26 protein-coding genes are annotated in these 25,798 nt (G+C 62.9%); 10 read left to right on the top strand and 16 right to left on the bottom strand.

Annotated elements, in window-relative coordinates; genetic code table 11:
* Positions 1-16 precede the first annotated feature (16 nt).
* From JYP46_RS15415 to JYP46_RS15360, 12 genes are all read right to left on the bottom strand, one after another.
* Complete coding sequence (locus tag JYP46_RS15415) at positions 17-976, bottom strand: ABC transporter permease (protein WP_113156883.1); 960 nt, start codon at positions 974-976, stop codon at positions 17-19.
* Between the two features lie 58 nt (positions 977-1,034).
* A complete protein-coding gene (locus JYP46_RS15410; protein ID WP_222474166.1) occupies positions 1,035-2,099 on the bottom strand; it encodes a substrate-binding domain-containing protein in 1,065 nt (354 codons plus the stop codon).
* A 164-nt stretch (positions 2,100-2,263) separates the two neighbouring features.
* Positions 2,264-3,322, bottom strand: a complete 1,059-nt coding sequence (locus JYP46_RS15405) for a substrate-binding domain-containing protein (protein WP_206548597.1) — start codon at positions 3,320-3,322, stop codon at positions 2,264-2,266.
* A 40-nt stretch (positions 3,323-3,362) separates the two neighbouring features.
* A complete protein-coding gene (locus JYP46_RS15400; protein ID WP_206548596.1) occupies positions 3,363-4,622 on the bottom strand; it encodes a M20 family metallopeptidase in 1,260 nt (419 codons plus the stop codon).
* Positions 4,619-5,833, bottom strand: a complete 1,215-nt coding sequence (locus tag JYP46_RS15395; protein ID WP_328850666.1) for an ROK family transcriptional regulator — start codon at positions 5,831-5,833, stop codon at positions 4,619-4,621. The genes JYP46_RS15400 and JYP46_RS15395 overlap by 4 nt, the downstream gene beginning before the upstream one ends.
* Positions 5,834-6,186: 353 nt before the next feature.
* A complete protein-coding gene (locus tag JYP46_RS15390) occupies positions 6,187-6,663 on the bottom strand; it encodes a hypothetical protein (RefSeq protein ID WP_113156880.1) in 477 nt (158 codons plus the stop codon).
* Between the two features lie 2 nt (positions 6,664-6,665).
* The gene (locus JYP46_RS15385) at positions 6,666-7,490 is read right to left on the bottom strand and encodes a DUF3100 domain-containing protein (protein WP_113156879.1); all 825 of its coding nucleotides are present in this window, start codon (positions 7,488-7,490) and stop codon (positions 6,666-6,668) included.
* Positions 7,491-7,576: 86 nt separating this feature from the next.
* Positions 7,577-9,121: an aldehyde dehydrogenase family protein gene (locus JYP46_RS15380; protein ID WP_206548595.1), complete on the bottom strand. Its 1,545-nt coding sequence runs from the start codon at positions 9,119-9,121 to the stop codon at positions 7,577-7,579.
* Positions 9,114-10,001: an NAD(P)-dependent oxidoreductase gene (locus JYP46_RS15375; RefSeq protein WP_206548594.1), complete on the bottom strand. Its 888-nt coding sequence runs from the start codon at positions 9,999-10,001 to the stop codon at positions 9,114-9,116. Before JYP46_RS15375 ends, JYP46_RS15380 begins: the two co-directional genes overlap by 8 nt.
* Positions 10,002-10,111: 110 nt before the next feature.
* Positions 10,112-11,020, bottom strand: a complete 909-nt coding sequence (locus JYP46_RS15370; protein WP_206548593.1) for a LysR family transcriptional regulator — start codon at positions 11,018-11,020, stop codon at positions 10,112-10,114.
* Positions 11,020-12,159: a M20 aminoacylase family protein gene (locus JYP46_RS15365; protein WP_206548592.1), complete on the bottom strand. Its 1,140-nt coding sequence runs from the start codon at positions 12,157-12,159 to the stop codon at positions 11,020-11,022. Before JYP46_RS15365 ends, JYP46_RS15370 begins: the two co-directional genes overlap by 1 nt.
* Before the next feature lie 120 nt (positions 12,160-12,279).
* The gene (locus tag JYP46_RS15360) at positions 12,280-13,479 is read right to left on the bottom strand and encodes a cytochrome C (RefSeq protein ID WP_222474165.1); all 1,200 of its coding nucleotides are present in this window, start codon (positions 13,477-13,479) and stop codon (positions 12,280-12,282) included.
* Positions 13,480-13,598: 119 nt separating this feature from the next.
* On the opposite strand from JYP46_RS15360, the gene JYP46_RS15355 reads away from it, so the two are divergent.
* The 10 genes from JYP46_RS15355 to JYP46_RS15310 all read left to right on the top strand — a co-directional run bounded on the left by JYP46_RS15355 (position 13,599) and on the right by JYP46_RS15310 (position 21,689).
* Positions 13,599-14,870 carry a Na(+)-translocating NADH-quinone reductase subunit A gene (locus JYP46_RS15355; protein ID WP_206548591.1) on the top strand — a complete coding sequence of 424 codons (1,272 nt, stop codon included), beginning with the start codon at positions 13,599-13,601 and terminating at the stop codon, positions 14,868-14,870.
* Entirely contained in the window at positions 14,867-15,643 is a 777-nt protein-coding gene (locus tag JYP46_RS15350; RefSeq protein WP_222474164.1) for an RnfABCDGE type electron transport complex subunit D, read from the top strand. The genes JYP46_RS15355 and JYP46_RS15350 overlap by 4 nt, the downstream gene beginning before the upstream one ends.
* Positions 15,636-16,436, top strand: a complete 801-nt coding sequence (gene nqrC / locus JYP46_RS15345; RefSeq protein WP_206548590.1) for an NADH:ubiquinone reductase (Na(+)-transporting) subunit C — start codon at positions 15,636-15,638, stop codon at positions 16,434-16,436. Before JYP46_RS15350 ends, nqrC begins: the two co-directional genes overlap by 8 nt.
* Positions 16,437-16,439: 3 nt before the next feature.
* Positions 16,440-17,105 carry an NADH:ubiquinone reductase (Na(+)-transporting) subunit D gene (locus tag JYP46_RS15340; protein ID WP_206548589.1) on the top strand — a complete coding sequence of 222 codons (666 nt, stop codon included), beginning with the start codon at positions 16,440-16,442 and terminating at the stop codon, positions 17,103-17,105.
* Positions 17,102-17,713 carry an NADH:ubiquinone reductase (Na(+)-transporting) subunit E gene (nqrE, locus tag JYP46_RS15335; RefSeq protein ID WP_113156870.1) on the top strand — a complete coding sequence of 204 codons (612 nt, stop codon included), beginning with the start codon at positions 17,102-17,104 and terminating at the stop codon, positions 17,711-17,713. Before JYP46_RS15340 ends, nqrE begins: the two co-directional genes overlap by 4 nt.
* Positions 17,710-18,930: an NADH:ubiquinone reductase (Na(+)-transporting) subunit F gene (nqrF, locus tag JYP46_RS15330; protein ID WP_206548588.1), complete on the top strand. Its 1,221-nt coding sequence runs from the start codon at positions 17,710-17,712 to the stop codon at positions 18,928-18,930. The genes nqrE and nqrF overlap by 4 nt, the downstream gene beginning before the upstream one ends.
* 3 nt (positions 18,931-18,933) lie before the next feature.
* A complete protein-coding gene (locus JYP46_RS15325) occupies positions 18,934-19,911 on the top strand; it encodes an FAD:protein FMN transferase (protein ID WP_206548587.1) in 978 nt (325 codons plus the stop codon).
* 9 nt (positions 19,912-19,920) lie between these two features.
* Entirely contained in the window at positions 19,921-20,091 is a 171-nt protein-coding gene (nqrM, locus tag JYP46_RS15320; RefSeq protein WP_113156866.1) for a (Na+)-NQR maturation NqrM, read from the top strand.
* Positions 20,088-20,483 carry a CBS domain-containing protein gene (locus JYP46_RS15315; protein ID WP_113156865.1) on the top strand — a complete coding sequence of 132 codons (396 nt, stop codon included), beginning with the start codon at positions 20,088-20,090 and terminating at the stop codon, positions 20,481-20,483. Before nqrM ends, JYP46_RS15315 begins: the two co-directional genes overlap by 4 nt.
* Positions 20,484-20,684: 201 nt before the next feature.
* The gene (locus JYP46_RS15310; RefSeq protein WP_224873291.1) at positions 20,685-21,689 is read left to right on the top strand and encodes a linear amide C-N hydrolase; all 1,005 of its coding nucleotides are present in this window, start codon (positions 20,685-20,687) and stop codon (positions 21,687-21,689) included.
* Positions 21,690-21,733: 44 nt separating this feature from the next.
* Here JYP46_RS15310 and JYP46_RS15305 read toward each other — a convergent pair whose 3' ends face one another.
* From JYP46_RS15305 to JYP46_RS15290, 4 genes are all read right to left on the bottom strand, one after another.
* Positions 21,734-22,378, bottom strand: a complete 645-nt coding sequence (locus JYP46_RS15305; protein WP_162742436.1) for a GntR family transcriptional regulator — start codon at positions 22,376-22,378, stop codon at positions 21,734-21,736.
* 111 nt (positions 22,379-22,489) lie between these two features.
* Positions 22,490-24,004: a tripartite tricarboxylate transporter permease gene (locus tag JYP46_RS15300; RefSeq protein ID WP_206548586.1), complete on the bottom strand. Its 1,515-nt coding sequence runs from the start codon at positions 24,002-24,004 to the stop codon at positions 22,490-22,492.
* 1 nt (position 24,005) lies between these two features.
* Entirely contained in the window at positions 24,006-24,464 is a 459-nt protein-coding gene (locus JYP46_RS15295) for a tripartite tricarboxylate transporter TctB family protein (protein WP_206548585.1), read from the bottom strand.
* Positions 24,465-24,631: 167 nt separating this feature from the next.
* Positions 24,632-25,588: a Bug family tripartite tricarboxylate transporter substrate binding protein gene (locus tag JYP46_RS15290; protein WP_206548584.1), complete on the bottom strand. Its 957-nt coding sequence runs from the start codon at positions 25,586-25,588 to the stop codon at positions 24,632-24,634.
* Positions 25,589-25,798 lie beyond the last annotated feature (210 nt).

Raw genomic sequence — 25,798 nt, 5'->3', positions numbered from 1 at the left:
TCTCCAGAAATTCGGGTCAGGCGCGGGTCGTGTCCCGCAGGGAAATGGCGACGGCCAGGAGGATGATCAGTCCACGCACGATCATCTGATCGGAAACCGCAAGCCCCATCAGAATGAGCCCATTGTTGAGCATGCCCATCAGAAGCGAGCCGACGAGAGCGCCGATGATCGACCCCTTGCCGCCATTGAGCGCGGTTCCGCCGACGATCACGGCCGCGATCACCGTCATGAGATCGCTTTCTCCAAGCGTGTATTTGGCTGCCTGAAGCCGCCCTGCGTAAAGGAGGCCGGCAAGGCCGGCGCAGCCGCCGCTGATCATCAGAACCGCAAGCCGGATCCGCGGCACCTTGATGCCGGAGACCTGTGCGGCGCGCGGATTGTCGCCGGTCGCGATCACATGCGCGCCGAAACGGCTTTCGCGATAGACCAGATGGCCCACGATCACTGCGCCGAGTGTCCACAGAACAAGCGACGGAATGCCGAAGAGCGTTCCTGAGCCGAAAAAGCCTGCAAACGTGTCGTTGAGCACGGGAATGGAGCGCAGATCCGTCATGGAGCGTGCAACGCCGGCAAACAGGCCCATGGTCGCCAGTGTCACCAGGAAGGATGGCAGGCGCAGATAGGCCACCAGAACTCCGTTGATCCAGCCGATGGCGAGACCGGCTCCCAGCCCGGCAAGAATGCCAAGGAACATGGAGTGCTCCTGCATCACCACGGCGCCGGAAAGTGCGGCAACGGCAACGATGGAGCCGAAGGAAAGATCGATCTCGCCTGCCGACAGCGCGAAGACGAGGCCGATGGCCATGATCGTCGCGGGGGCGGTCTGAAGCACGATGTTCGAGAGGTTCCTGGTTGTCAGGAAGCCGTCATCTGCAAGCGTGACCGCGAAGAAGAGGAAGATCGCAATGAAACCCAGATAGATGACACTGCCTTGCAGATCGAACTTTCTGGCAATCGCGGGAGTGCGCTGGAACATGTGATGTCTCTGAAAACTGTGCTGACTGGCAGGCCGCCGAAACGGCCTGCCGGGACGATTACCGGGCGGCTGCCTTGACCGTTTCCGGGGGCTGCCGGTTCATGGACTGCATCCAGCCATCGACGACATTGTCGGAGCCGACGCTGAGCGCATCCACGACGAGGAACGGCTCTACCGGCTTGTCGAGAAGGCCAGCGGCCGCCGCACGCGCCGCCGTGACACCGATCTGGTAGGCTTCATCGGCAACAATCGCCGCGATGTTGCCGCCCTTCAGCATGTCGAGCGCAGCCGGCTCGTTCAGATCGATCGTGACCACTCTCGTGTGGTCATTGGACTGCTGGCGAAGAACGGACAGGACGCCGAGAGCGGGCTCGGCCCAGGGCGTGTAGATGCCGTCGAGATCGGGATTGCGGGAGAGCATCGCGCTTGCGATGTTCTCGGCGTTTGCCGGGTCCGTCATGCCGGACTCGATGACGATCTCGATTTCCGGATAATCGTTCTCGATGGTCCATTTGAACGCGCCATCGCGCTGGTTCGTGACCGGGAAATCCGCATCATGGAACATGTAGCCGACCTTGCCCTTGCCCCCGATGGATTCTGCAAGCGCGACTGCGGCCTTGTTGCCGATCTGGAAGAGATCGGCCGACACCACGGTGGTGTAGTCCTCACCATGGGTGAAGCCCTCAACCGCATTGTCGATGAACACGAGTTTGACACCGGCATCGCGCGCGACACCGTAGACCGATTTCGCCGTCGGCGGATCTATGGGCAGCGACACGATGATCGACGGTTCGCGGGCCATCACCGTCTCGACATCGGCCTTCTGACGGGCCGTGTCGAACCCGGCATCGGTTTCGGCGACGATCTCGATGCCAAGCCGGACGAACTCATCCTTCGCACCCTGGGCAACGGCGTTGGACCAGTCATAAAGCTCGTGCCAGACGAGCGCCGCCGTGTGGCCACCGGACTTGATGGTCTCGATGTCCGCGTCGCTCAGTGTGAGCGAGGCGGCCGGCGTCGGCGCTTCACCGTTCGGGCCGACAGTCTTTGGCTGTTCGGCAAAGGCCATCGTCGCACTGGTTGCGAGAAGCGGCATCGCGGCAAGCAAAGCCCTGAGTTTCATTTCATTTCCTCCGAGATTTCGGCGAGATTCCGGATCGCTGCGTCCATTGGGACGCACAAAGGCCGATCCGGGCTTTTGAATGGAGCATCGAACCGAGAACGGGGCTCGACTTCTCGGTCCGATGCTCTGTGCGGGCCGGCCCCCCGACCATTGGCCCGCTGATCTTATTTTCCGGCCTGCATCACGCTTTTCGGCGCATCGACGTGCAGCGATTGCTGCCAGGCCTCACCCACATTGTCGGCGGTCGCGGTGACGGCGGGTGCGACGATGAAGGCGGGCGTTTCCTCGCCCAGAATGGCAAGCGCGCCGGTCGCAGCCATGGCGCGGCCAAGCTCATAGGCTTCGTCCGCAACGATGGCCGTGACATTGCCGCCGCGCACCATGTCGAGCGCCACGGGCTCGCTCAGGTCGAGCGTGACAATTTTGGTGGTCTTGTTGCCATTGGCGCGCAACGCCGCGAGAACGCCCTCGGCCGGCCCTGCCCAGGTGACGAAAATGCCGCCCAGATCCGGGTTTTTCAGCAGCATCGCGTTGGCGATTTCCTCGGCGCGCGCAGGGTCGCTGATGCCCTGTTCGGCAACGATCTTCATATCCGGATAATCGTTCTCGATGGTGGTCTTGAATGCGTTGTCGCGCTGGTTGGTCACGTAGTAATCGGCATCATGGTAGATCCAGCCGACCGTGCCCTTGCTGTCCATCGCCTTCGCCAGCGCGTCGGCAGCCTGTTTGCCCATTTGGAACAGATCGTCCGTCACGACCGCCGCATAATCCGTGCCGTGCACATAGTCCTTCGGCAGGTTCGACAGGAAAACGAGCTTTACGCCCTTTTCCTTCGCTTCTTCGAATGCGGCTGCCGAGGTTACCGGATCGAGCGGCAGGGACAGGATGATGTCGGGCGACTTGACCATGGCGGTCTCGATGTCGCTGCGCTGCTTGGCTGCGTCGAAACCGGCGCTGGTGGTGGCGACGACTTCGATGCCGAGCCGCGCGAACTCATCGCTTGCGCCAGCGGTGACGGCGTTCACGAAATCGGACTGGTCGTGCCAGAGAAGGGCCGCGCGATGCTTGCCGTTCTTGAGTGCATCCACCCTGTCGTCGGGCACGGATATCTCACCGGACGGCGTGGCGGTTTCGCCCTGCGGGCCAACGGTCTGTGCGTGAGCCGCACCGGCAGCGAGTAGCGCAGACAAAGATGCTGCGCGAAGCAGATTGACGATAGACATTGTGTTCTCCTCTTCCCCTTTGCTTTGCCCTTTTGGGCGTTTATGCGTTTTGAGTGCCGCAATAGCCGGCGATGAAACTGGCGAACCCGACGATGCCGGCGAGGTATTCCTCCACGCTCACCCGCTCTTCGAAAGTGTGGCAATTCGTGATGTCGCCCGGCGCGCAATAGACCGTTGGACAGCCGAGCCGCTCGATCAGGAACGGCGCTTCCGACCAGTAAGGCGCGCCCGCAATCGCGCCGCGCCCGGGAAGCGCACCGTTCATCGAAGCGGCAAGCGCCTGTATGTCGGCCCGCTCGGGATCGACCTCGGTGGGCGAGCCGCCATGGGGATGGTCACGCCCGGCGGGATAGTTGATCGCCACGGTGGTGCCGGTGCCAGAAATCGCTTCGTTGATCACGCTTTCGAGTTCACCGACGGCATCGTCCAGCGCCTCGCCGGGCAGAAGCTTGCGGATCAGCGAGAAGCGGCATTCGCCCGGAACCGCGATGTAACCGCCGCCTTCGATGCCCGTTACGAGAGCGAAGGCCCGGCCGACGAGCGGATGGCTGGCGCGTGCGCCAATGACGTCCGAGTGCCGCCAGATTGCTTCGAGAACCCGATGCGTGGCCTTCAGCGCATCGACGCCTTCTTCAGGTACGCCGAAATAGGCCGATTTGCCGGTGATCGTCACATCCGCGATGAAAAAGCCCATTTGGGCGGGAAAGATGGAAAGCTGTGTCGGCTCGACATAGACAGCGAAATCCGGCTTCTCGATCTCACCGCTTTCAAAACGCTGCGTCAGATCCTTGATGCCGGCGCTCACGCCCGTGTCGGGTTCGCCGCTTTCCTCGTCGCCGACAAAGGCGTAGGCGACACCGCCTTTGAGCTTGATGCCGGCGCGGTCGAGAAGTGCGAGGGCCGAAAGCGAAGCGGTGATGCCGGCCTTCAGGTCGCCGGAGCCCCTGCCCCAGATCTCGCCATCGATGACGGCGCCCGAAAACGGGTCTTCGCGCTCGGTGCCTTTCCAGTGTTCGGCCCAGCCGCGCACGTGAACCGTGTCCGTGTGCCCGATGAAGAGAAGGCGTGGACCTTCGCCGCGGCCCTTGCGCGCGCCCCATACATTCGGGCGACCGGGAAGAAAGTCGGCAGATTGCGGTGCAAGACCGAGCGTCTGCATCTGCTCCTGAAGGTAGGACACGAAGTTCGCTTCGTTGCCGGTCACGCTCTCGCGTGCGATCGCGCCTTTGAGCAGCGCCACCGCCGCATCGGCGTCCAGAGCGCTCTTCAGCCTCTCCTGAAGCGTGTTGCCGCCTGTCATTGTGCCGCCTCCACCAGTTTCACAACGCGGGCCGGCGGCAGCGTGATTTCCGCGCCGGGGATGCCTCCGGAGAAAAGCGTGGCGTGAAGATGTGTCAGCCCGACGGCTGCGCCGCCAACGATGGCAACGCGCGCGCCCAGCTCGGAAACATCGAGTTCCACCGGAGACGGGAAGCACAGCGGCAGAAGGTCACGTACACGTTCGACAAGCTCCATGCGGCTGCCAATGGAACCGCCGAGAACGACCTTGCCCGGATTGGTGATGGCACAGATTGCCGCCACTGCGCGCGCCACATAGCGGGCGGTCTCGTCGAGCACCTGTACGGCGTGCGCGTCACCCGCCTGCAGGGCATCGAAAATGCCGGGAACGTCGAGTTCAGTGCCGGACAATTCCTTGTAGCGCCTGCGAATGCCGACCGTTGCGGTCACACGTTCCAGAGCGCCGACCTGCAGCGATTCCGCCTCGAACGGGTCGGTGCCAAAGGGCAGGAATCCAAGCTCTCCGGCTGCGTTTCCGAAACCGCGCACCAGTTCGCCACCGACCATGAGGCCTGCGCCAATGCCCGTGCCGATCGCGATATAGGCAAGATCATCGACGCCGGCGACGCTGCCGATCCAGTGCTCGCCAATGGCTGCGAGATTGACGTCGTTTTCCAGAATAACCTCGACGCCGAGCTCGCCTGCAAGCGTCGCTCTGACATCAAGCGTGTCGAAGCCCGTCACATTGGGCGACATCGCGATGCGCCCTTTTTCCTGATCGGGAGCGCCCGGGACGCCGACCACGGCCATGCGCATTTTTTCGTAAGTGATGTTGTTGAGATCGGCGGCCTCGCGGCAGAGACGCGCCATCTGGCGGATCACATGAATGCCGCCGCGTTCGTCGGTCGGTTCCGTCACTTCCGCGAGCACCTGGCACGACAGGTCGGCAATGGCCGCACGCACTTTGGTGCCGCCCAGATCGACGGTTGCGATGCAGGCCGCATCCGGAACGATCTCATATGTGACCGCGCTGCGCCCGACATGCCCCGTGGTGCGCCCCGTCTCGCGTATCCAGCCATCTTCCTCGAGCTGACGGGCGATCTCGGAAATCGTCTGTTTGGAGAGACCGGTCTGCTTGGCGATGCTGGCGCGGGAGATCGGACCGCAATGAACGATCGCCTCCATGACCATGCAGAGGGAGAATTGACGGGAGATGCGCGGAGCTTCGTTCACGGCGTCTTCTTTTAGTTCGTTCTGTTACCGAACTTATTAAGTCGTTTTAAAAATGCCGTCAAATGAAATGATCGAAACGGCCTTCCGCAAAGCCCCGCGCAAGACTGGAGCGCGCTTTGGGAAGCGCGTCAATCACATGAAATAAATGAGGTTTCATCCGCTCATTGAGCGTCTATGCGCAGGTGGAGGACTATGGAGAGAGGGATGCCGGTCGTTTCCAGGGGCAGCGGCTCACTCATGTCGAGCGACAAAAAGAAAACGGCTTCCGAGGGCCATTCCGGCGCTCGAAAGCCGCTTTGGTTTTCAATTCCTGCGGCCGCTTTGCCCTCAGGGCACCGGCCGCAGGGCGCTGGTCAAAGGAACAGGTCTGCGATGATGGCCGACCCGACATAGGTGCCGGTCATCACGAAGACCGCCACGATGAAGATCTTCCAGCCGGACGACTTGGCGATGCTGATTTCGCGGTTGGTGATGGCGATACCGGCATAGGCCAGGCAGGGCGTGGCCAGCGTGAGGAAGTTCACATGGCTCACCTTGTCGAGCACCCAGGCGCTGCCCGGTGTCCATGGCAGGGTCACCAGAATGCCGACGAGCGAGATCCACGCAACGGATGGCAGCTTGAGCGGCACCACATAGGTCAGGACGAGGCCCACCATGGCGATCACGTAAAGGACGGCCAGTCCGGCCAGCCCCTGCAGGACGGTTGCGTCTGTCGCGACCGTGTTGCCCACCAGCGCAACAAGGGAAACAACGAGCAGCAGAACAGCGTGTTCTGCCAGATCCGGCTTCGCCTCGGCTTCGTAATCAACGGGGAGTTCAGCAGTGCTCATGATCATTCTCCGGCGTTGTTGGTGGCGGGCTCTTTGCGGCCCAGAAGGTCATAAAGCTTCTCGGTCACCGGCAGGGCGACGAAGATGCAGAGGTAAAGACCGGTTGCGTAGGTCAGCACGTTACTGGCCCCGGCCAGAGCGAGGATCTGCTCCTCCATTGCCGGCACGGCATGGGTCAGCGCGCCGGAACAGGCGGCCATCATGGAGCCCGAGCCGATGCCGCAGGCCATGGCCAGCGCCTCGATGCTGAACCAGCCCGACGTCGCCAGAAGCGAAGCCAGAATGGCAAAGATGAAGGTGCCGAACAGCGTTCCGATCACATAGACGCCCATGACGCCCGCGCCTTCGGGGGACTTCAGGCCGTATTTGTCGGCGATGATCGCGATGTTCGGCTCACGCGCGACGGAGAAGGTTGCGCCAACCGCTTCGCGCCCCATGCCGAGCAGCAGAACGGCGATCGGGAAGGCGAGCAGAATGGTGCCCAGATTCCCCAGCTCCTGCAGGATCAGCGCCGGACCGGCGGCGATGATCTTCTCCATCGACGGTCCGATGATCGTGCCGAATTTGGCGATGAATGGCATGATCGCGATCACGATCAGCGGTGATGCTGCGCGAACCTCGCGCTGCCCCATCCAGCCCTTCATCTTGCTGATCACATTGGGGTTGAGAATCAGACCCATCACGAAGGCGTAGAGCAGCGGCAGAAGCAGGATCGAGCCGATGCCAATGGGCACTGCGATGACGCCGACGGCCTCCGCAATGACGGTGATGACCAGCACGCTCAAATGAAGGCGCCAGTCGAAAAGAATATCTTTCGTCTTCTCCATAGAGATCCCCTCTCATGATCCGGGGGCCGTTCTTTCTGCGGCCCCGGATGGAACAAAAGGCGGCCCGAGGGGGCCGCCCATACGATTCAGCCCGGCGCGTAACCGAAGCCGATGGTCGGGTCGGCTGCGGTTTCGACCCAGACAGATTTTGTTGTCGTGTAAGCGGCGAGCGCTTCCCGACCGGAAGAGCGCCCGTAGCCCGACTGGCCAAAGCCGCCGAAGGGCGACATGACGTTGATGGTCTTGTAGCTGTTGATCCAGAATGTGCCAGCGCGAACTTTCGCCGCAACCCGGTGCGCACGCCCCACATCGCGCGTCCAGACTGCGCCTGCGAGCCCGTATGGCGTGTCGTTGGCGAGCGCCACAGCCTCTTCTTCGTCGTCGAAGGAGAGAACGGAGAGGACGGGTCCGAACACCTCTTCACGCGCGATTTCCATGTCGCGGGACACGCCGTCCAGGATCGTCGGAGCGTAGAAGAAGCCGCCGCTCTCTCCGAGGGCTTCCGGCCTGCCGCCACCGGTGGCCAGCTGCGCGCCTTCGGAAACGGCAGTGCGCACCATACCGTCGACCTTGTCCCACTGGCGGGCATTGTTGACCGGGCCGATCTGCGTTGCCATGTCGAGCGGCATGCCGACCGGGATGCGCGCGCTCGCTTCCGCCAGCTTGCCGACGAGCTCGGCATGGACGCTGCGATGCACCAGAAGGCGCGAGCCGGCCACGCAGCTCTGGCCGCACGCAGCAAAGATTGCCGCCTGCGCGCCGACCACGGCACGGTCGATATCCGCATCGCCGAAGACGATGTTGGCGGACTTGCCGCCGAGTTCCAGGATGGACGGTATGAGACGGCGCGCGGCAGCGGACGCAATGGCTGCGCCGCCCGTGGCCGAGCCGACAAAGACCACCAGACCCGTTGCCGGATGCTCGATCATCTTCTGGCCTGCGGTCGGCCCCTGCCCCGCAATCACGTTGACAAGCCCCTTCGGCGCGCCGGCCTTCACGCACAGCGCGGCGATGACGAGCGAGCTGAGCGGCGTCAGCTCGGAAGGCTTCAGCATGACCGCATTGCCGGCGCAGATCGCCGGTGCAACCTGCCAGCAGCAGGTGAAGAGCGGCGCATTCCAGGGGGTGATCTGCGTCACGACGCCAATGGGTTCGTGACGCGTGTAATTCAGATGGCTCGAAGGCACGGGGATTACATCGCCGGTGATCTTGTCGCACCAGCCCGCGTAATATTCGAACATCTCGGCCATGCGGGCTGGCTCACCGGCTGCATCGCGGATCGGTCGCCCGGCGGAAATCGCTTCAAGGCGTGAAAGCGGCTCGGCATGCGCACGAATCTGGCGCGCAATCTCGAACATGATGCGCCCGCGCTCGGAGGCCGTCTTGCCCCACCATTCGCGTTGCGCCGCGATGGCCGCCCCGGCCGCGGCATCCACAACGGCCGCACCGGCATCCGGAAACTCGGCAAAGACCCGGCCGGTGGCGGGATCGGTGAGCGCCAGCGTTTCGCCGTCGCCCGGCATCAGCTGTCCGCCCACATGGTTCTGCACGTCGGCGCTGCCCAGAAGCCCGGTCAGCAAGTGTGCGACTTCGGCGCGCGTATCGTGTGCGGGGATCATGTCGTCAGCCATTCGTCTTCTCTTTCGTCCCGGCCTCAACGCGGCCAAGCAGCATGAAATCCTGATTGTCGGAAACGCCCGAATTCTCCTCGGACCAGAGGCTGGCGACCAGTTCCGACACGGGCATGGCACAACCGCTTTCCTGCGCCAGTTCGAGCGCCAGCCGCACATCCTTGCGCATCAGCCCGGCGGAGAACCCGCTGTCGAAACTGCCGCTCAGAACCCAGTTGGGGAAATGGATCTCGCTCAGGGCGCTGCGGCCCGTGGCGCTGTTGATGACGCGCATCGCGTCTTCCGCCGGCAGGCCGGAGGCTTCGGCAAGGCGCAGGCCTTCAGCCGTGGTCAGCATGTGACAGGCGACCAGCATGTTGTTCACGAGCTTGGCGATGTTGCCGGCGCCGCTCGGCCCGACATGGATCACCTTGGCGGCAATCACATCCAGAACCGGCTGCGCCCTGGCGAGCCATTGTTCATCGCCCCCGAGCATCACGGACAATGCGCCGCTTGCTGCTCCCTGGGGACCACCGCTCACCGGTGCATCGAGAAAGCCATGGCCGAGGTCTGCAAGCCTTGTGGCAAGCCGGCGGCTCACCGCCGCCTCGGAGGTGGACGTATCGATGATGATTTTCGGCTCGCTGAATGCGCCTGCCGCCAGCCCCGCCTCGACGGTCGCCTCGACATGGCTCGCCAGAGGCAGCGAAAGCACGATGGCGTCGCTTGCCGCGATCACCGCTGCGGGCGTCTCATGGGTGACGATGCCGGTTTCGGCAGCGCGGGCCATGGCTTCTGCGGAAAGATCATAGGCTGCAACTGAAAAGCCTGCGGCGGACAGGGACCGGGCCATGCCCATTCCCATTGCTCCAAGACCGATCACACCGACCGACTGCGTCATGATACCTCCCGTTTCACTTGGCTTTCATGACATTGCGGTGACAGCGTGTTGTTGAGTAGCCCCGTAAACAGGCACGTTGCGTTGCGATTATCGCAACACTGAACGGCGATCTAATCGCGAAAGGCGACCATGTGCGCAGCCAGATAATCGACGGTCACAGCCGCCGATTGCGGCAGTCGCCGGCGGGCGCGCACCATCAGATGCGCGCTGACATGCTGAAGGCTCTCTTCATCAAGATCGACAATGGCGACCTCGCCGCGCTCGGCCTGAATGGAGGCGGAGAAGCGGGGCAGAAATGTGCCGCCCATGCCTGCGCCCACATAGCGGATCAGCGCCGCGATGGAGGAGGTTTCCACCTGCGGACGCAGCGCCAGCCCCAGATCGCTTGCCGCGCGCGCGACCAGCGTGCGGATGCCGTGACGCGCATCGAGCATGGCCAGAGGCTCGGCAAGCATCTCGGCCAGCGGGATGTGTTCGCGCGCCGCCAGCGGCGAACCGACGGGCACGACAGCGCAGAGTGGTTGACGCGCAAAGGCGACGGAGCGCGTGGCCTCGGTCGGCACGGGATTGTAGGCAATGCCCAGATCAACCTCGCCCTCGACCACGCGGCGCTGGATCTCTTCGGTTCCGGCAAGATCTATGCGGAAACGCAGATGCGGGTGGCGTGCGCCAAGCGGGGCCAGACCGTTCTGCATGAGATCGGCGGCGAAGCCTTCGCCAACCGCGATCCGCACCACCTGACCGCCGGCCTCGCGAAATTTGCCGATCTGATCGAGCAGAAAGGTCTGCTCATCCTGCTGCACCAGCGCATGTTCGCGCACCAGACGCCCGGCATCCGTGAGCGTGATGCCCTGTGCGCTGCGCGCCACCAGCGCCACGCCCAGCCGCGCCTCGACCTCGGCCAGCTTGCGGCTGATCGCCGAGGGCGCGATGTTCAGCCGTTCGGCTGCGCGGCGGATCGAGCCCTCGCGGGCGACGACCAGAAACTCGCGCAGGAAACGACTGTCCAGCGCGTCCATCAGGCGGCCAGCGCCTGCCGCACGAGCCGCACCCAGAATTCAGAGCCGGTCGGCAGCACGTCATCATTGAAGTTGAAATGGGGCGAGTGCAGGCCGGGATTGTCGCCCTCGCGTGCAGCGCCCAGCCAGATATACGCGCCCGGCTTCTCGTTGAGCATGAAAGCGAAATCCTCGGACGCCATGCTCGGCCCGGTCTCGCCCGTATCGAGCCCCATCGTGTCCCCGACGCGGCGCACGAGAGCCGCCTCGGCGGCGCTGTTGATCGTCGCGGGATAGCGCCGCTGGTAATCGACGCGGGCGCGGCAGCCATGGGCGGCGGCAACGCCCTGCACCACTTCGCCCAGCCGCTTTTCGATCTCGTCACCGGCCTCCGGCTGGAACCAGCGGGCCGTGCCGCTGACAATCGCACGGTCCGGGCAGACATTGAAGGCGGAACCGGTGTGGATCTGCGTTACCGACACAACGCCCGGCACCAGCGGCGACAGGCGGCGTGCAGGCAATTCCTGAAGAGCCGCCGCCATCCGCGCTGCCGCAGCCACCACACCGTCGCTCTGCTCTGGCATGGCGGCGTGACCACCGCGCCCCTCGATCACGATTTCGAAGATGGCGAATGCGGCCATCATCTCGCTGTCGCGGGCGACCAGCCGACCGGGCGCAAGACCCGGCCAGTTGTGAATGCCGAACACCGTGTCGCAGGGGAATTTGCCAAAAAGCCCCTCCTCGATCATCACCCGCGCACCGCCGTCATTTTCCTCCGCCGGTTGGAAAATCAGCGTGACATTTCCGTCCTTCACGCCCTCGGCTGCGATCTGGCGTGCAGCCAGAAGCAGCATGGCGGTGTGGCCGTCATGCCCGCAGGCATGCATCTTTCCCGGATGGGTCGAAGCGTATTCGAGGCCTGTGGCTTCCTCAATTGGCAGGGCGTCGATATCGGCGCGCAGGCCGATCGAAGGCCCGCCTTCGCCAAGCCGCGCAACCACGCCGGTCTCAGCCAGACCGGTGTGCACCTGCCAGCCCCAGCCCTGCAACAGCCCGGCTATCAGTTTCGACGTGCGCTCTTCCTGAAACCCCAATTCGGGGTGACGATGCAGGTCGTGACGCCAGGCAACGGCCTCGGCGATGTGAGCGCTGTCGAACATGTTCCTACCCTTTCCGAACTCTTTGCCGGCCACCATGAAGGGTGGCGTATCGGAAAGCTCGTGTAAGAGGAACGGTCGCTTGTCAAGAACGCGGCGGGTCCTCAAACCCGCCTTGTTCGCTTACCGCTGAAGGTTCCAGGCCGTCATGTCCTGACCCAGCGCGCCGGCCAGATCCTCAATGGAATCATAAAGAAGCTCGAGCGCATAATGCGGGTTGTGCGCAAATGCGCCGGGGTCGGCGGTGACGAATTTCCAGTTATAGGTGGCCTTCAAAAGACGCGGGGTCCAGGCGTTATAGCCAACCGCCCTTCCATCGACCTCGTCGATCCGCCCGTCTGCGTTCATGTCTGCAAAGAAATAGGGATAGCGATGGCCGTCATAGATCATCGGCGCGCCGGCGACTTCGGCTGCGTAGGCGGTCATCAGGCCCTTCAGCCGGTCGGCATTGGCTGCGATGTCGGCGCGGATGCCTTTTTTCACATCGCCGCTGCCATCGAAACTCACGCGCGATAGGCGAATGTCGTCCAGAGCCGCGTTTTCATGGCAGGTCATGCAGGTCTGTTCCGACACTTCCAGCGTGTGCGGTTCATGGCAGGAAACGCAGGTGGAAACCGGACGTGCATGGAAGAAGCGGCCGGAATATTCCTTCCCCGGATAGTGATAGCCGGATGCGGCGTAGCCGCCGAGCCACATGGACGCAGCCACTGCGTAATGCGGGTTGATGAAACGCAGTTCCTTGTCGGGCGTGTCCTCATCCTTTTCGCCCACCGCAGTGGCAACGGTGACGCCAGCCGCGCGGCCCTGATGGCAGGTGATGCAGGAGGCCTCGCCCGGCGCGACTGGATGCGACAGACCGCTTGGAAGCTTGACTTCCTTGATCGCGGAAAGACCCGGATTGTGGCAGGTTTCGCAGTCCACAACGCCGCCCGTGGGGATGGGGTTTTCCGGCAGGCCGGGTGCGCTTCCATCAAGACCGTGAAAGGCGCGGAACCCTTCGCCCGAATGGCAGGTCGCGCAATTTGGCGGGATGGCCCCGTCTTCGTTCCAGTGCGAGAAAGACTCTGAACGCGCATCCGCATGAGCCGAGCGCGCCCAGGCGGCTATCGCGGCCTTGTTGGCGATCTCGATCTGATCGGGGCGGAACGGTCCGGACTCGGGCATCACATAGGGCGCAAGCGCCTTTTCGATTTCCTCGATCTCGGATGATTCGGAATTTGCGGGAGCCGCCTGTTCCTGCGACACGGCAGCGAACGAAAGAACAGAAACAAATGCGCCAAGAGCGATAGTTGTCGTGACTAAGTTCTTCGTTTTGAAAAACATGGCTTTCCACCCCGCCGGTATGTTCCTAAACTGTCGCCGTAAAGAATGGTAATCAGTTCGACGCATTCCGGCAAACCTCAAACGCCGGTCAAACGTCGAAAATCCATCGGAGACGGAGCATGTTCGGCCCGGCCTTCTCCGCAGGCCTCGTTTTCCCGCATGACCGGGTGCCCCTGCAATCGGAAAACCCTGTTGAGGTGTTGACCGAAGAGGCGGCGCTGACGCCATCTCCCGGTGAAGAACTGCGCGTTGAAGCGCTGGTGGGCGAGGATGAACTCGTCGCGCAGGGGCAACCGCTTCTGCGCCTGAGAAACGCGCCGCAGGTCGCGCTTGTCGCGCCGATGGCCGGGCGAATCGCCTCACTTGATCTGAAGTCCGGGCGGCGGCTTTCGCAGCTTCTTCTCTTTCATGAACCCGATGGCGGACGTCATCTGTTCGAGACCGGAAACGCGGAAGTCGATGGCAATGCGCTGCGAGCGCTTCTCCAGTCTTCCGGCCTGTGGCGGATGTTCCGCAGCCGTCCGTTCGGACGCATGCCGCACGCTGACGAGGCCCCTGCCGCGATCTTCGTCATGGCGGTGGACAGCCGACCCGGCGCGCCTGCGCCATCGCTGGCCCTTGAGGGGCGCGAGGAAGATTTTTCGCGCGGGCTGGCAGCCCTTTCGCAACTGACGAAAGACCGGCTGTTTCTTTGCGAACCAGCGGGCAAGCACTTTGGCGGTGCAGTGCCTGCCGGCCTCTCGCGCATTTCCTGCGGGCGCAACCATCCGCAGGGCCTTGCCGGCATCCAGATCCACCGTCATCGACCGGCCGCGCCGGAGATTCGCGTCTGGGATATCGAGGCTGAGGATGTAGCCGATCTTGGAGCGCTGCTTGCAACCGGACTTCTGCCCGGCACGCGGCTTGTCTCGGTGACCGGTTCGGCGCTGCGCGAAAGGCGGCTTGTGCGCTGTCAGCATGGCGCGGATCTGCGCGGCCTCAGCCAGCCTGTCGTGCGGCCCGGTGCGCACGAAATTCTGAGCGGTTCTGCGCTGGACGGACGCCCCGCACACTGGCTCGGCGCGCGGGACCGGCAGGTCACGGTTTCACCACGCGAGACCGGTGCGGTGAAGCACCACTGGTTCGGAACCGCGCTCAGAAAAGCGGCACGGCATTTGCCCGTCATTCCCACCGCCGCGCTCGATCAGGCCATGGGCGGCGACATGCCAGCCGCTGCTCTTTTGCGGGCCATCGCGTCTGGCGATGAAGAAACGGCCGTCCGGCTGGGAGCGCTTTCGCTGGTCGAAGAGGATCTGGCCCTTGCAGATTATGCAACGGGCGCCCGGCCCCGGCTGTCAAAGCAGCTGCGCATCATCCTGAACCGCATCGAAGCCGAGGAGGCGCCGGCGTGACGAGGGGGCTCTGGGACCGCGAGATGGTGGCAATGCTGCTCTTGCTCGCACTGATGCCGATGGCGCTGACCTGGCTGTGGTTCGGCGGTGCGGAAGCGGTCGGAAGGCTGTTGTTCGTGCTGCTGATCTCGGGTCTCTGGCATGTGATTTTCATGCTGGCGCGCGCACAGCCCCCGTCTTTTGCCGGTGCGCTGACGGGGCTGGCCGTGGCCATGCTTGCGCCGCAGGAGCTCAGCCTTTTGCAACTCGTTCTGGGCATCAGCTTCGGCTCGGTGATGGCGGAACTTATTTTCGGCGGCTGGGGGCGGAATGTCCTGAACCCGGCGACCGTCACCATCGCGTTTCTGGGCTTTGGCTTTCCCGCCGCGCCATGGCCGGACTTTGCCCTGCCGGTTGCATGGGCGGCCATACCGGCGCTCGCGCTGGGCATGCTGCTTGGCGTGATGTCGGCCCGGCTGATCGCCGGCGCACTGGCGGTCATCCTGATCGCATGGCTTGCAGACCTGCCCATCGCGCCGGTTCTGCCCGCATTCGGCGTTGTGCTGGCGCTTCTGGTCACGGACCCGGTGACAAGCGCCTCCACCCGCACCGGTGGCTGGCTGAACGGCGCGCTCTATGGCGCGCTGGTGACACTCTTTGCGTTTGGCTGGGGCCATGGAGCGCCGGTGCAGGTGGCCGTTTCGGCAGCGCTGCTCGCCTCGCTGGCAGCACCCCTTCTGGATGAGATTGCGATTGCGCTCTGGACGGCGCGCAGGAGAAGACGTCATGGCTGAGTTGAACCCGATCGCCCTGTGGCGTCGCTTTCTGGCGCTGCCCAATGAAAGCCGCGCCAAGACGCTGATCGTCGCCTTTCTCGTGTCGGCCATATGCGCGCTGATGGTGAGCGGGGCAACGGTCGTGCTGCGCCCCATTCAGGCGGCAAACCGCGCCGCGGAACAGCAGGCGCGGCTGGAAAACCTCATCGCGGGCATTCCCGGCATGTCGGACCTTCTGTCCGCCGAAGGTGGCGCACTGTCGACGGTGGTGATCGATCTGGAACGCGGTGCGGCGGCAAAAGAGGTGACGCCGGAAACGCTGCCTGCGGCGCTCGAAGACAGCGCTAACTGGACGACGCTCACTGCCGGCGAGGATCTTGCCGGGCTCGGTCAGCGCCCGGACTACGCCCAGATCTATCTCCTGCGCGACGCCAATGGGGCAATTTCGCTCGCCCTCCTGCCCATCAGCGGTGCGGGCTATAACGGCCCGATTGACGCGATCATCGCGCTCAAGGGCGACATGAACACCGTGGCGGGCATGGCGATTACCGGCCAGTCCGAAACGCCGGGCCTCGGCGCACGCATCGAGGAGCCCTCCTGGCTGGCGCAATTCAGCGGCAGGCAGATCAGCGATGCGCGCGGCGACATTCGCTTCGCCGTGGCGCGCGGCAGCGCCGGCAATGAATATGAGGTCGACGGGATCACCGGCGCGACGCGAACCTCCAACGCCATCACGCGGATGGTCCGGTTCTGGCTTGGCCCCGATGGTTATGCGCCGTTGTTGACGGCAATCCGGCGCGGAGAATTCTGAGCCATGTCGAGCCAGCCGCGCCTCTGGACCACATTTACCGAACCGCTGATCCGGCAGAACCCGGTAACCCTGCAGATTCTTGGCATCTGCTCGGCGCTCGCGGTCACGACTTCGGTGGCGACGGCGCTTACCATGTCGGCCTCGCTGACGGCGGTTCTGGTCATGTCCGCCGGCATTATCAGCGTGATCCGGAACCACATTCCGTCCTCTATCCGGCTCATCGTCCAGATCGTGATCGTCGCCTCGCTGGTCATCGTCATCGACCAGTTGCTGCAGGCCTATCTGTTCGAGATCAGCCAGCGGCTGTCCGTGTTCGTCAGCCTCATCACCACCAACTGTCTTGTGCTCGGCCGCACCGAATCTTTCGCCCGGCACAATCCGCCGGGGCGCGCGATGATCGACGCGCTGGGCAACGGGCTTGGCTATTCGCTCGTGCTGATCCTGATCGGCAGCCTGCGCGAACTGTTCGGCGCGGGAACGCTGCTTGACTGGCAGCTTCTGCCGACGGTCGATCAGGGTGGCTGGTTCACGCCGCTCAACCTTATGCTGCTTGCGCCCTCCGGCTTTTTCCTGCTTGGCGGCCTTGTCTGGGCGATCCGCAGCCTTCTTCCCGAACAGGTGGAGGCCGGTGAGTTCACGCCGCCGGAAACCGGGGAGGATGGCGCATGAACGAGCTTGCCGCCCTCTTCCTGCGCGCGGCTTTTGTCGACAACATGCCGCTGACGCTGTTTCTCGGCCTGTGCACCTTCATCGCGCTTTCTCGGCGCACGGGCTCGGCCGTCGGGCTCGGCATTGCCATGATCGCCGTTCTGGGCGTCACGGTGCCGCTGAACAACCTGATCTATCACGCATTGCTCGCTCCGGGCGCATGGGCCTGGGCGGGTTCGCCGGGCATCGACCTTTCCTATCTCGCGCTGATCGCCTTCATCGGCGTGATCGCCGCGACCGTGCAGCTTCTCGAAATGGTGCTCGACCGCTTTTTCCCGGCGGTTTACGCGTCATTCGGTGTTTTCCTGCCGCTGCTCACCGTGCAGTGCGCGATCCTGGCCGGTAGCCTGTTCATGGTCGAGCGTGACTTCGACTTCGTGGAATCCACCGTCTTCGGGCTCGGTGCGGGTACGGGCTTTGCCGTGGCAGTGATCATGCTCGGCGCGATCCGCACGCGGCTTTCCTACGCGAACCTGCCGGAGGGGCTGCGGGGGCTTGGCATCACCTTCATCATCGCCGGCATGATGTCGCTCGGCTTTTCCGCCTTTGCGCAGATGGTGGCGTCATGACCGAGATCCTTTTGGGCGCCGTCATCATTGTCGCGCTGATCGTGGCGCTGACGCTTGCGCTTCTGGCCACACGCCGCAAACTGGTTCCGGCGGAAGCGCTGACGGTCACCGTGAACGAGACCATGCCCATCGAGGCCGCGCGCGGCGACCGGCTGCTTGCCGTTCTGCATGGAGCGGGCATCGGCATTCCCGCCGCCTGCGGCGGCTCGGGCACATGCGGGCTGTGCCGCGTCACCGTGGAGGGCGAAGGGGCGGGCGAACCGCAGGCGACCGAAAAAGGCATTCTTTCAGCGGCGGAGCGCAAGGCGCATGTGCGCCTTGCCTGCCAGACCGCCCTGCGCGGCTCCTGCACCGTTACCGTGCCACAGGCCTTCCTGGGGGCGACAGGCTTCACCTGCCGTGTTGTCTCCAATCGCCAGCTGGCCCCGCTCATCCGGGAACTCGTTCTGGAACTGCCGGAAGGCCAGCCATTCGACTTTCAGGCCGGTGGTTTCATGCAGCTCACCGCGCCGCCCTATGAACTCGACTTTCAGGACATGGCGGTGGACGAGGCGTTCCGTGAAACATGGCGGCTTGCGGACTGGCCTGACATGCGCTCGGTTTCCGACACGTCTGTTACCCGCGCCTACTCCATCGCCAACCGGCCAGAGGATGCGGGCCGTGCGGTGTTCAACATCCGTTTGGCCGTGCCGCCGGCCGGCCGCGAGACGGATATTCCGCCGGGCATCGTTTCTTCCTGGCTTTTCTCGCTGAAACCCGGCGACCGGGTGGAAGCATCCGGCCCGTTCGGTGATTTCCACGTTCAGCCGACGCAGCGCGAGATGGTCTTCATCGGTGGCGGCGTGGGCATGGCCCCGTTGCGCGCGATGATCCACGAGCAGATCGGCCTCGGCACTGAGCGCAAGATGCATTACTTCTATGGTGCGCGCTCGGCAGCGGACCTCTTCTATGTCGAGGAATTCGACGCCATCGCAAAAGCGCATCCAAACTTCCGCTGGACGCCCGCCCTTTCCGATCCCGCACCGGGTGATCGCTGGACCGGCGCGACCGGCTTCATTCACGACACGGTGCGTTCCACGCTGGCCGGGCACCCCGCGCCAGAGGAATGCGAATACTATCTGTGCGGCCCGCCGGTGATGATCTCGGCAGTGCTCAACACACTCGCAAAACTGGGTGTGGAGCCGCATATGATATACAATGACGACTTCGGAGGCTGAACGATGCGTCTGAACCTTACCCGCCGCCACATGCTGGCGCTGACCGGCGCGACACTGGCAACCGCAGGCGGGGCCCGTGCAGCGATGGAAAACCCGGCCACGCGCACCATTGAAGGCCGGGCCTTTGCAAGCGCGTGGCGCATCACCCTGCCCGACAGTTCTGATGCCGAGAGGCTGCGCGCACCCGTTGATGCGCTCCTTGCGCAGGTCGACCGGCAGATGTCGCCCTGGCGGGACGACAGCGAGATCAGCGCCTTCAACCGCGCTCACAAGGAAGCCCCGGTTTCGGCAGAGACCGCGCTGGTCGCGCGGGCTGCGCTCGGCATCGCGGGGGCGAGCGATGGCTGGTTCGATCCGACCGTCGGCCCGCTCATCGCGCGCTGGGGGTTCGGCCCGATCAGCGGCGACAGCATCCCGCGCTGGCAGGGGCTCGCGGCCACGGAAAACAGTCTCGCCAAGGATGCGCCGGGCCTGACCATGGACCTTTGCGGGATCGCCAAGGGACATGCGCTCGACCTTGTGGCGCGCCGCGTGGCGGATCTGGGCCATGGCGACTTCCTCGTCGATCTTGGCGGCGAACTCAAGGCGCTCGGCCAGCATCCTTCGGGACGCGACTGGCAGGTCGCCATCGAAGATCCCCGCCCCGACGCCATCGGCGCTGTTGCCGGCCTTCGGCTGCCCTCCGGCATGGCGGTCGCCACGTCGGGGCTGCGCGCGCAGAGCTATATGATCGGCGAACGACGCTACAGCCACATCATGGACCCGCGCCATGCCGCGCCGGTCGACGGGACGATTGCATCGGTCTCGGTTCTGGCTGAAAGCGCGATGCTGGCCGATGGCTGGGCCACAGCGCTCACCGCTGCGGATGCGGATGGTCCCGCGCTCGCCCGGCGCAACGGAATTGCAGCGCTTTTCCTCTTTCAGGACGGCACACAACTTTCGACCGTCACCACGGGCGGTTTCGACCGCCACCTGATCTGAGGAACGGGCATGGAGATCCTTCTCGCACTGGCGATCTTTCTTCTCGCGGCAACCGGCCTTGCCGTCGGCCTGTTTTCCGGGCGTGGGCCCGTGAAGGGCTCCTGCGGCGGCATGGCCTGCCTGAAAGATGTCGCCTGTGAGGGCTGCCCGAACCGTAGCCGGCAGGAGAGCCAGCAATGACGAATGGCGCGACCCTGGAAGCCATCCTGCAAAAGGACATGCCGGTTCTGAAACCGGATATGCCGATCCGCCGCGCCGTCGCGCTTCTTGTCGAGGCCGATGCAGCTGCCGCCCCGGTGGTCGACGACAGCGGTGCGCTCATGGGCATCGTCACGCAGAAAGACTGTTTTCGGCCTGCGCTCAATGCGAGCTATTATCAGGAATGGAAAGGCACCGTCGCCGATCACATGAGCAGCGAGGTTGTCACCCTGTCGCTGACCACCGATCTTACGAGCGCTGCCGAAGCCTTTCTGGAAAAGCCCTACCGGGTCTTTCCCGTTGTCGACGGCTCCCGCCTCGTCGGCATGTTGCGCCGTTCGGACGTTCTGGCCGCGCTGGTCGCGCTGGGCTGAAGTTCATCCTTCGAGGAAATGCGCGAAGACAGGACGAAACACTATTTCGCTCTGTCACAAGCACAACATTTCGGAATCTTATAGTTTTGTTTCCAGTATAGTCGTTATTCGGCTGAGGAGTTATCGGAAATGAGAGATTCTATGACAATCATCCTTGGAATAATCGCTTTTGTCGTTGCTTTCGTGGCAAGCAGCGTTCTGATGCCCACCTCGGCCGAGGCCTGCACCCGCTTTGTCTATCAGGGTGCTGCCGATCAGGTTATCACCGCCCGTTCCATGGACTGGAAAACCGATGTTGGCTCCAACATCTGGGTGTTCCCGCGCGGCATGGAGCGCTCCGGCGAAGCTGGCCCGAACTCGATCGAGTGGACGTCGAAATATGGCAGCGTCATCACGTCCGGCTACGACGTTTCCACGACAGATGGCATGAACGAGGCAGGTCTCGTTGCCAATGTTCTGTGGCTGGTCGAGTCCGAATACCCGAAGGTTGAAGGCGATGCGCCCACGCTCTCGCTTGGCGCATGGGCGCAGTATGTGCTCGACAATTTCGCAACGGTTGCCGAAACCGTCGAGGCGCTGGAGAAAAACCCCTACACCATTGTCACCGCAGACGTTCCCGGCGAAACCCGGCTGGCAACGCTTCATCTTTCGATCTCTGATGCGAGCGGCGACAGCGCCATCGTGGAATATATCGACGGCAAGCAGGTCATCCACCACAGCCGCGACTATCAGGTGATGACCAATTCGCCGACCTTCGATCAGCAGCTGGCGCTCAATGCGTATTGGAAGCAGATTGGCGGCACCGTGATGCTGCCCGGCACCAACCGCGCAGCCGACCGCTTCGCCCGCGCTTCCTTCTATGTGAACGCAATCCCGAAGACGGACAATGCGGTCGAAACCATCGCGAGCGCTTTCAGCGTGATCCGCAATGCTTCGGTTCCCTTCGGCATTTCCACGCCCGAACAGCCGAACATTTCCTCGACCCGCTGGCGCACCGTCGCCGATCACGAGCGCAAGCTCTACTTCTTCGAGTCTGCGCTCACCCCGAACATCTTCTGGGTCGACATGAACAAGCTGGATCTTTCGAAAGAAACCGGCAGCGTCATGAAGCTCGATCTCGGGCCGAACCAGACGAACATCTATTCCGGCGTCGTCAACGAGGATTTCCAGAAGGCCGAACCCTTCCGTTTCCTTGGCGTCGAATAACCGCCTGAGCGGTTTTCAATTAACGGGCATTTTCCGGGGGCGGCTCAGTTGCCCCCGGTGCGCCGCCTGAAGCGCTCCAGCGCGGCATTCAGGTGACAGGCGATGGCGGACCGCGCCCATTCGCCATTCCCGAGGCGAATGGCCTTGACGATCTCCCGGTGCTGGCGAAGGCTCTCTTCGATATCGGCGTCCTCATAGATGAAAAAACCGCCGATCACCTGCGGGATTTCCAGAAGATGCCGGCCGCACAGGCGCAGATGCACGCTGCCCGATCCCTCATAGAGCATTTCGTGAATGGTGCGGTTGCCCGCATCGAGCTTCTTCACCCAGCCCGTCGAACGCGCGGCAAAAGCCTGCTCCATCTCATCGCAGGTGTTTTCAAGCAGGGTTATCTGCTCGTCGGTGGCATGCTGGGCGCACAGAAAAGCCCCGTGACCTTCAAGAAGGATGCGCAGTGTGAAGACATCGGCCGTGTTCTCTTCGCGCCATGGGGTGACCAGCGCACCGCGCTTTTCGCCCGGCATGAGAAGCCCCTCGGAGATCAGCCGCGCAATGGCGCTGCGCACCGGGGTCCGGCTGACCTCCAGCTCGCTTGCCAGCATTTCCTCTTTCAGCTTGGTGCCGGGATCGTAATAGCCAGAGATCAGGCGCCGTCTCAGCTTGACGTAAACGGTGTCTGTCACATTCATGTTGCTACCTCCTGCATCACGCGACTCTGCCGGCCTCCTCATACTACTCCCCATCATACGTGAAGAAGGCCGCGCATGGCGCAGCCTTCTGAAATTGGCAAGACAGCCTTTCTAATCTCTGCTGGCAAGCGCTTCGATCCGGCTTCTTCTGCGCCTCCACATTTTCATGGCGAGAGGCAGTGCAGTGGTTGCGAGAATGAGCGCCACCAGAAGCAGCGAAATAACATCCTGAAACAGCGAGAACACGCCCTCGCCCGAAATCAGCAGGGCGCGGCGCAGGTTCTCTTCTGCAATCGGCCCGAGGATAACGGCCAGAACCGCCGGGGCCGTCGGGATATCCATCTTCTCCATCGCATAGCCCAGCACACCGAAACCCAGCATCAGCCAGACTTCGAACATGCTGTTGTGAATGGCGAACACGCCGATGGTGGCCATTACGAAGATCATGGGGGCCAGGAGCTGCGTGGGCATTTTCAGGACATTGACGAAGGCCCGCGCGCCGACACTGCCCAGAATGAGCATCAGCCCGGAGGTGACCAGCATCGCGAGCATGAAGCCGTAGGTGATCTCGGCCTTGTCGCGGAAAAGCTGTGGACCGGGGATCAGGCCATGCACGAGAAGCGCGCCGAGAATGACGGCGGCCACCGAACTGCCCGGAATGCCGAGCGTCAGCGCCGGGATAAGCGTTGCCGCCGTGTCGGCATTGTTGGCGCATTCGGGTGCGGCAACGCCTTCCGGTGCGCCCTTTCCGTATTTGTCCTTGTCGGCATCGCTGCGTCGCTGCTCGTTCCAGGCGAACAGGGCAGCGACATTGCCGCCAAGTGCCGGAATGATGCCGGTCACGACACCGATGATCGATGAACGGATCCAGACCGGGATCAGGCTCGACCAGCGAAAGGCCATTTCCTCTTCATTGATCGCCTTCACTTCGGCATCGGGCTTTTTCGGGCTCAATGCCAGATCGATGGCCGGCGGGATGGCGTAGAGACCGGTGAGCAACACGATGATGTTCACGCCGCTGAGGAGTTCCAGCTCATTGAAGGCAAAGCGTTCCATACCGGTCATCATGTCGATGCCGATCATGCCGACAAACAGACCGAAACAGGCGGAAAGAAGCCCCTTTACCGGGTTCTCGGACAAAAGAACGGCAATCGTCATCAAGCCGAAGATGGCGAGCCAGAAATAGTTCGCGGCGCTGAATTTCAGTGCGATCAGCGAGAGCGGCGGCGCGAGCGAAAGAAGCGCAATTGCGCTGACCGCAGAGCCGATGCTGGAGGAAACCAGCGAGATGCGCAGCGCCAGCTTCGCATGGCCGCTCTGCGCCATGGGATAGCCGTCGAACACGGTTGCAATGCCCGCGGGCGTGCCCGGAATGCGCAAAAGAATGGCCGGGATCGAGCCGCCATACATCGCGCCATTGTAGATGCCCGCGACCATGCCAAGCGCCACCACGGGTTCCATGGTGAAAGTCAGGGGAATGAGGACTGCGATGCCCATCGTGGCCGAGAGGCCGGGCAGCGCGCCAACCGCGATGCCGATGATCGTTCCGCCGATCATCGCGATGATGGTCCCCAGCGAGAAAACCAGCGGCAGCGCGTCAAGAATATGCTGAAAAACGTCCCCCATATCAGCCTCCGAACGGCAAGAGGATAATCTCGGGCGGCAAGGGGACCACCAGCAAGAAACGGAACACGGCGATCAGCACACAGACGAACAGCACCGTGCCGATGATGAGGCCCTTCAGGTTTCGGTATCCGAGTCCCCAGGCCAGCGTCGGCACGATGATGGCCGCACTCGTGTAGAAGCCGACAAATCGCATGCCGAAGAGGAGTGCTGCGCCTGCAACAATCAGCAGGAGCGCGCCACGCAGCTGTGCCGAAGTGGGGGCAAGCATCGGCGCATCCGCCTGCCGCAGGGCGCTGACGGACTGGGCGAGCCATAAGCCTGACAGAACCAGCATGAGGGTCATGACGCCACGCGGCATCAAACCGCCCTCGCCCGAATATCTCCAGGCCTCAAGCAGACCCAGCAGGCTCAGCACAACGGCCGCCAGTGCGAATCCGCTTTCAAAAACGGCTCGTCTCACATCCCCCTCCCACTCCAAACAGTGAAGGCGGGGCCAGAGCATCGTCCCGAAAAACGGAAACCGCTTTTCGGTTATTCCGATGCTTCATCAACAGATGAGATCGTCCTTTGTGCATCCGAATGGACGCATGACGACCCAGGCCCCGCCGACAACAACCGGTCTTGCGACTACTCCTGAACCCAGGGCGTCGTCTCCCAAAGCTCGCGGAACGTCGCGTCGAGCGACTCGAGCTCAGCCTTGTACGCGGCTGCGTTCATGTAGGACAGCGCCAGATGCTGTTCCTTCGCTTTTGTCTGGAATTCCGGATCCGCAACGGCAGCCTTCAGCGCTTCCTCCAGCTTGGCGACGACATCTTCAGGAACGCCGGCGGGGGCGGCGATGCCGCGCATGGAGCCCATGATCACGTCGTAACCTTCTTCCTTGAAGGTCGGAACTTCGGTCGCGCCATCCCAGCGTTCATTGGACATCTGGCCAAGCGCGTGCAGCGCGCCTTCATGAACGTCGGCAATCGTCTCGGAGATGTTCATGCTGGCCATCATGATGTGGCCGCCAAGCGTTGCCGTGCGCACATCGGCATTTCCCGGGAAGGGAACATGCTTGAGCTGAACGCCGGTTATGCGCTCGAACTCCAGCGCCGAGAGGTGATCGTCGGAACCGATGCCCGTGGAGCCGTAGGTCAGCTTGCCCGGGTTTTCCTTTGCATAGGCGATCAGATCGTCGAACGTCTTGATCCCGCTGGACGGAAGCACGCTGAAAGCGCCCGGATCGTCGACCACATTGGCGATCGGCGTGAAGCTCTCGAGCGAGTAGCGCGCTTTGCGCTGAATCGGGATTGTCAGGATGTTCGGCGTGTTGATGAAGCCGATCGTGTAGCCGTCCGGCTTGGACTGCGCCAGCTCGGTAAAGCCGATTTCGCCGCCTGCGCCGGGGCGGTTCAGAACAACGATGGAAGCATCTTCGCCGAGATATTTCTCAATGAATGGCGCGAGCGTGCGCGCGGCAATGTCGGTGCCGCCACCGGCGCTGTAGGCGACGATCATGTTGATCGGGCGCTCGGGATATTCGGCGTGTGCGGCAGTGATGGACCCGGCGACGAGCGCCGAAGCGATGGCAAGTTTGATCATGTTTCCTCCCTTGGCCCGTGCTCCTCACAGGCATTATGGATACATATTACGTTAAGTTCAGGGATGCGCCAGCGTAAAGAGATTTTTGCACGGCTCATGCAAAAATATCAAAACCTATTGTTTTTACGCGCTAAAATTTTGCGAAGGGCCCCGTTCTAGAAATGAAAATGAAAGCCGGCTCTGGTTTCTGTCTTGCTTTTTGTATTTTTT

Origin of the sequence: Nitratireductor aquimarinus (assembly GCF_017255295.1) — a bacterium.
In the GTDB taxonomy this organism is placed as follows: Bacteria; Pseudomonadota; Alphaproteobacteria; order Rhizobiales; family Rhizobiaceae; genus Nitratireductor; species Nitratireductor aquimarinus.
The sequence above is the reverse complement of the archived record's forward strand: the minus strand, read 5'-3'. Positions and strand labels throughout refer to the sequence as shown.